Origin of the sequence: Aquabacterium sp. UBA2148, from assembly GCF_002328915.1 — a bacterium.
GTDB lineage: Bacteria > Pseudomonadota > Gammaproteobacteria > Burkholderiales > Burkholderiaceae_C > Aquabacterium > Aquabacterium parvum.
Genome location: NZ_DCXA01000221.1, coordinates 5,604 through 10,464, shown reverse-complemented (window position 1 = coordinate 10,464; position 4,861 = coordinate 5,604). Strand labels below are relative to the sequence as shown.

The window sequence follows — 4,861 nt, the reverse complement described above, 5'->3', positions numbered from 1 at the left end:
CCGGCAACGGCCGACAGCACGTCACCCTTGGTGACACGCCCGTCCTTGCCCGAACCTGCCACCTGAGCAGTGCTCAGACCGTTGTCGGCAAGCAGCTTGGCGGCGGCCGGCATGGCCACATCGGCCTTGCTGCCACCGGTGGCGGCGGCAGGTGCCGCAGCGGGCGCAGCCGTCGGCGCTGGGATCGCCTTGACCTCGAGCGGGCTCACCGCGGCGGAGCCTTCGGTGTCGATGCGGGCGATGACCTCGTCGCTGACCACGGTGTCACCGTCGTTGCGAACCAGCTGAGCCAGCACCCCAGCGGCCGGCGCCGGCACTTCGAGCACGACCTTGTCGGTCTCGATCTCGATGAGGATTTCGTCTGCGGCCACGGCTTCGCCGGGGCGCTTCTTCCATTGAAGCAGCGTGGCCTCGGCCACGGATTCGGACAGTTGGGGAACCTTGACGTCGATGATTGCCATGTGAGTATCTCCAGCAGCGGCTGCTTGGCGCGTCGCCTCGTCAGGGGGCCTGTTCAGTGGCCCGGCCTGACAAGGTCATGCAAACGCGCAGCGTCCGCATGAACCTTATTTGGTGAGAACGAAGCCCTTGAGCTTGGCGAAAGCCTGATCCAGCAGCGCTTTTTGCTGCTCCATGTGCAGGTGGGCGTAACCCACGGCCGGCGAGGCCGAGGCCGGACGGCCGGCATAACCCAGCTTCTGGCCTTCCACCATGTTTTCATGGATGTAGTGCTGCACGAAGAACCAGGCACCCTGGTTCTGGGGCTCGTCCTGGCACCACACCAGATCGGTCAAGTTGGGATACTTCTTCAGCTCGGCGGCGAAGGCCTTGTGCGGGAAGGGGTAGAGCTGTTCGACGCGCAAGATGGCCACATCGGTGGACTTCTTCTCGGCGCGCTTCTTGACCAGGTCGTAGTAGACCTTGCCGGAGCAGCAGATCACGCGCTTGACCTTCGATGCATCGACGGTGTCATCAACCTCGCCAATCACCGTGCGGAACTCGCCGCGCGTGAACTCGCTCAGCGGCGAGGTGGCGTCCTTGTTACGCAGCAGCGACTTCGGGGTCATGATGACCAGCGGCTTGCGGAACATGCGCACCATCTGGCGACGCAGCACATGGAAGATCTGGCTGGCCGATGTCGGCTGCACGATCTGCATGTTGTTGTCGGCGGCCAGTTGCATGAAGCGCTCCAGGCGGGCCGAGCTGTGCTCGGGGCCCTGGCCTTCGTAGCCGTGCGGCAGCATCAGCGTCAGGCCGTTGGAGCGGCCCCACTTCACTTCACCCGAGGCGATGAACTGGTCGATCACGACCTGGGCGCCGTTGGCGAAGTCGCCGAACTGGGCTTCCCAGATCACCAGGGTGTTCGGGTCGGAGCCGGCGTAGCCGTACTCGAAGCCCAGCACTGCTTCTTCGGACAGGATCGAGTCGATGACGACGAACGGGGCCTGGTTGTCAGCGATGTGCTGCAGGGGCACGTAGGTGCCTTCGTCGAACTTCTCGCGGTTCTGGTCGTGCAGCACCGAGTGGCGGTGGGTGAAGGTGCCACGGCCGCAGTCTTCACCCGACAGGCGCACCGGGTAGCCCGAGGCCACCAACGAGGCGAACGCCATGTGCTCGCCCATGCCCCAGTCGACATTGACCTCGCCACGGCCCATGGCCGCGCGGTCATCAACCACCTTCTGCACCAGCGGGTGGGGCTTGAAGTTGGCGGGGATGGTGGTGATGCGTTCGGCCAGACGGCGGAATTCGGCCAGCGGCAGGGCCGTGTCAGCGGAGTCGGTCCACTTCTTGTTGAGGAAGGGCGTCCAATCAACGGCGTACTTGCTCTTGAAGTTGGTCAGCACCGGATCGACCGTGTGCTTGCCCGCCTCCATCGCGGCGCGATAGGCCTTGACCATGTCGTCCGGGCCGGTCTCGCCCAGCGTGCCACCACCAACCAGCTTGTCGCCGTACACCTTGCGGGTGCCGGGGTGCTGGCCGATCTTCTTGTACATCAGCGGCTGGGTCATCGAGGGCGTGTCCTGCTCGTTGTGACCGAGCTTGCGGAAACACACGATGTCGACCACCACGTCCTTGTTGAAGTCCTGGCGATAGTCCAGCGCCAGCTGGGTGGCCAGCACGACGGCTTCCGGATCGTCGCCGTTGACGTGCAGCACCGGGGCTTCGATCATCTTGACCACGTCCGAGCAGTACAGCGTCGAGCGGGTGTCGCGCGGGTCGGAGGTGGTGAAGCCGATCTGGTTGTTGATGACGATGTGGACCGTGCCGCCGGTGTAGTAACCGCGGGTCTGGGCCAGCGCCAGCGTTTCCATCACGACGCCCTGGCCGGCGAATGCCGCGTCACCGTGCACCTGCACAGGCAGCACCTGCAGTCCCTTGGCGTCACCGCGGCGGTCCATGCGGGCCTTGACCGATCCTTCGATCACCGGGTTGACGATTTCCAGGTGCGAGGGGTTGAACGACAGCGACAGGTGGACGGGGCCACCAGCCGTGGTCACGTCGCTGGAGAAGCCCTGGTGGTACTTCACGTCGCCGGCGGTCAGGTTCTCGGGAGCGGTGTGCTCGAACTCGGAGAACAGGTCCTTGGGCTGCTTGCCCAGGGTGTTGACCAGCACGTTCAGGCGGCCGCGGTGGGCCATGCCGATGACGATTTCCTGCACGCCCTTTTCGCCGGCGCGCTGGATGAGTTCGTCCATCGAGGCGATGAAGGACTCACCGCCCTCCAGCGAAAAACGCTTCTGGCCGACGTATTTGGTGTGGAGGAATCGCTCCAGACCTTCTGCGGCTGTCAGGCGCTCGAGAATGTGCTTCTTCTTCTCGGCACTGAAGGTCGGCTTGGAGCGGATGGACTCCAGGCGTTCCTGCCACCAGCGTTTTTCGGTGGGGTCGGTGATGTGCATGTACTCGGCGCCGATGCTGCCGCAGTACGTCTCACGCAAGGCCTGCACGATTTCGCGCAGGGTCATGTGCTCGGCCTTGGTGAAATAGGTGTTGGTCGCCGAGAACGTGATGTCCATGTCCGACTCGGTGAAGTCGTAGAAAGACGGATCAAGTTCCGGGATCCGGGTGCGTTCCTGGCGCTTGAGGGGGTCAAGGTCGGCCCAGCGGGAGCCCAGGAATCGGTAAGCGGCGATCAGCGACTGGACGTGGACCTGTTTGCGGGCGACAGCGAGGTCGGCCGAGCTGGTCTTGACCATGAAGGCATTGGCCTTCGCACGTTGAGCGAACGACTCGACCACCGGGGCATGCGCCACATCTCGGTGATCCGTGCCGTCAGATGCAGGGACGTTTTGAAGCGCGTCGAAGTACGAGCGCCAGTTGTCGGGGACGGAACCTGGGTTGTCGAGGTAGGCCTCGTACAACTCTTCCACATATGGGGCGTTGCCCCCGAACAGGTACGAGTTCGACCTGAACTGCTGCATCATTTTTCGCTCACCTTGCTCCCAGGTTTCCTGGGACGTTGGCTGGTTGGACAACCTTCCGCGACACGGCTTGACCGGTTGGCGGATTGCGACCCGCCTTGCTGTGACTGCCGAAGCACACACCAGCAAGGGCGACGGGAAGGGCTTAATTCATAAACCAAGGGTCAATGTAGCACCATTGACTCCGCTTGAAGCGCCGAGCGGACAAAAAAACACGGGAGGACGCCGGCTCATTGGACGCCCTGCTCGCGGCGCCAATCGGTGAAAGAAGGCGCAAAAAAGCCGGGACATGCCCGGCTTGGTCCAAGCAGCCGCTCTGAGTGGCTGCGTGAAGATCACGTCAAACGACGATCAACCGAAGTTCGTTTCGGCGAAGTCCCAGTTCACCAGGCTGCTGAGGAACACCTCAACGAACTTGGGACGGGCATTGCGGTAGTCGATGTAGTAGGCATGCTCCCACACGTCGACGGTCAGCAGCGCGGTGTCACCGGTGGTCAGCGGGGTGCCGGCCGGGCCCATGTTGACGATGTCGACCGAGCCGTCGGCCTTCTTGACCAGGAAGGTCCAGCCCGAACCGAAGTTGCCCACGGCGGACTTGGTGAAGGCTTCCTTGAAGGCGTCGTAGCTGCCGAACTTGGCGTTGATGGCCTCAAGCAGCTTGCCCTTCGGGGCGCCGCCGCCTTGCGGCTTCATGCAGTTCCAGAAGAAGGTGTGGTTCCAGATCTGGGCGGCGTTGTTGTAGACGCCACCGCTGGACTTCTTGATGATGTCTTCCAGCGACAGGGCTTCGAATTCGGTGCCGGGGATCAGGTTGTTCAGGTTGGTGACGTAAGCCTGGTGGTGCTTGCCGTAGTGATACTCGAAGGTTTCCTTCGACAGGTGCGGGGCCAGGGCGTCCTGGGCGTAAGGCAGAGGAGGAAGGGTGTGTGCCATGGTGCTGTTCCTGCGTGGTTGGTGGGATTGCTGCGGCATTGTAGGCAAGCCCACTCAGGCTGCCACGAGGCGCGCAGCTAAGGCAGGCGAACACTCAGGTTTTTGCCACCCGGCGGCGCGTGGTTCGGGGCGCCGCAGGATCTGCCGTGACGCGCATCTGCAACACACCATCGGCCAACACACCCTGGACAACGTCGTCGGCCTGCACCTGCGTCACAGAAGTCAGGGGCTGCCCCTGGGGGTCACTCAGCCACGCATAGCCGCGCTCCAGCACACGCCTGGGGTCGAGCGCGTGCAGACGCCCCGCCAACACCTCGATGCGACGGTGTTGCGAGGGCCACTGGGCCTTCGTCGCTGCCACCAGGCGCGCCTGGAGCACCCCGGCATCTGCCCGGGCTGCGCTCAACCGTTGGTCAGGCACCCGGGACAAGCGTTGCCCCAGCAGAGCCTGTTGGCGCTCGAGCGCCGACAGCACCTGGGCCGGCCGAGCCAGGCGCAAGGCCGCC

Annotated in this window: 4 protein-coding genes; all 4 read right to left on the bottom strand. The window is 63.8% G+C overall.

The genetic code is table 11. The features are described 5' to 3' along the window. Positions 1 to 461: biotin/lipoyl-containing protein (locus B2W70_RS12535; RefSeq protein WP_286746130.1), on the bottom strand; the 461-nt coding region annotated here is incomplete at its 3' end. A gap of 105 nt (positions 462 to 566) precedes the next feature. Continuing rightward, entirely contained in the window at positions 567 to 3,425 is a 2,859-nt protein-coding gene (locus B2W70_RS12530) for a 2-oxoglutarate dehydrogenase E1 component (protein WP_286746128.1), read from the bottom strand. 348 nt (positions 3,426 to 3,773) lie between these two features. Next, complete coding sequence (locus B2W70_RS12525) at positions 3,774 to 4,355, bottom strand: superoxide dismutase (protein WP_286746127.1); 582 nt, start codon at positions 4,353 to 4,355, stop codon at positions 3,774 to 3,776. Between the two features lie 94 nt (positions 4,356 to 4,449). Further along, a partial coding sequence (locus B2W70_RS12520) for an exodeoxyribonuclease VII large subunit (RefSeq protein WP_286746126.1) occupies positions 4,450 to 4,861 on the bottom strand: 412 nt, incomplete at its 5' end.

Coding starts and splice junctions, on each gene's coding strand:
- B2W70_RS12525 (WP_286746127.1), bottom strand. CDS start 4,355: ATGGCACACACCCTTCCTCCTCTGCCTTACGCCCAGGACGCCCTGGCC.
- B2W70_RS12530 (WP_286746128.1), bottom strand. CDS start 3,425: ATGATGCAGCAGTTCAGGTCGAACTCGTACCTGTTCGGGGGCAACGCC.